At 68.6% G+C, this 913-nt stretch carries 1 protein-coding gene; it reads left to right on the top strand.

Features of this window, described 5'->3' with window-relative positions; all coding sequences use genetic code 11:
• The first annotated feature begins 129 nt into the window (after nt 1-129).
• Nucleotides 130-798 (top strand): DUF998 domain-containing protein, encoded by a 669-nt coding sequence (locus ACFWX1_RS34845; protein ID WP_378394037.1) that lies wholly within the window; start codon nt 130-132, stop codon nt 796-798.
• The last annotated feature ends 115 nt before the right edge of the window (nt 799-913 follow it).

Genomic DNA, 913 nt, shown 5'->3' with positions numbered 1-913 from the left:
GTTTGTGTTTTTTTTTTGTTGTGCTCATAAAACATTTTTCTAAAACACCACCCCCCCCCCCGGGGGGGGGGGCCCCCCCCCCCCCCCCCGGGGCCGCGGGGATGTCCCGTACGGCTTCGGAGGCGGCCCATGACCCCGGCGACCCCATCCCCGTCGACCACCCTCGTGCACTCGTACCTGTTCCTGCGCCGCGCGATCGGCGTCATCGGCCTCGCGCTGCCGGTGCTGCTCATCGTCGGCACACTCGCCGTCGACGGCGGCGGGCTGCTGAATTCGATCAGCAGCTACTACTACACGTCCACGCGGGACGTGTTCGTCGGCGGCATGTGCGCGATCGGCGTCTTCCTGCTGTCCTACCACGGTTACAGCCGCCTAGACGACGTCGCGGGCAACCTCGCCGCGGTCGCCGCGATCGGGCTGGCGGTGTGCCCGACCACGCCCGCGCACGCGACGTCGACGGACCGGGTGCTGGGCGTCCTGCACCTCGTGTTCGCCTCGGTGTTCTTCCTGACGCTCGCGTTCTTCTGCCTGTTCCTGTTCACCAAATCGGACAAGGCGGACCCGACGCGGCGCAAGATCGACCGCAACCGCGTCTACGTCGCCGCCGGGGTGGTGATCCTGGCGTCGCTGGCGCTCATCGTCGTCACCAGCCTGCTCCCGGTCGCCACCACACTGCATCCCGCGCTGTGGCTGGAGACGGCCGCGATCCTCGCGTTCGGCTTCGCGTGGCTGACCAAGGGCGAGGCGATCCTGGCCGACGTCTCCCCGGCGGAGGAGGTCAGCCCCGCGGTCGCCTGATCGCTCCACTGTGGACTGTTATGCCGCGGGGGGCGGGGCCGCCCCCCCCCCAAAACAACCCCCCCCCCCCCCGCGGGGGATAAAAAAAAAAAAACCCCCCCCCCCCCAACACAAA

The sequence above is a fragment of the Amycolatopsis sp. NPDC059021 genome, assembly GCF_042739895.1.
GTDB lineage: Bacteria > Actinomycetota > Actinomycetes > Mycobacteriales > Pseudonocardiaceae > Amycolatopsis.
This window is presented reverse-complemented; position numbering and strand designations above follow the sequence as displayed.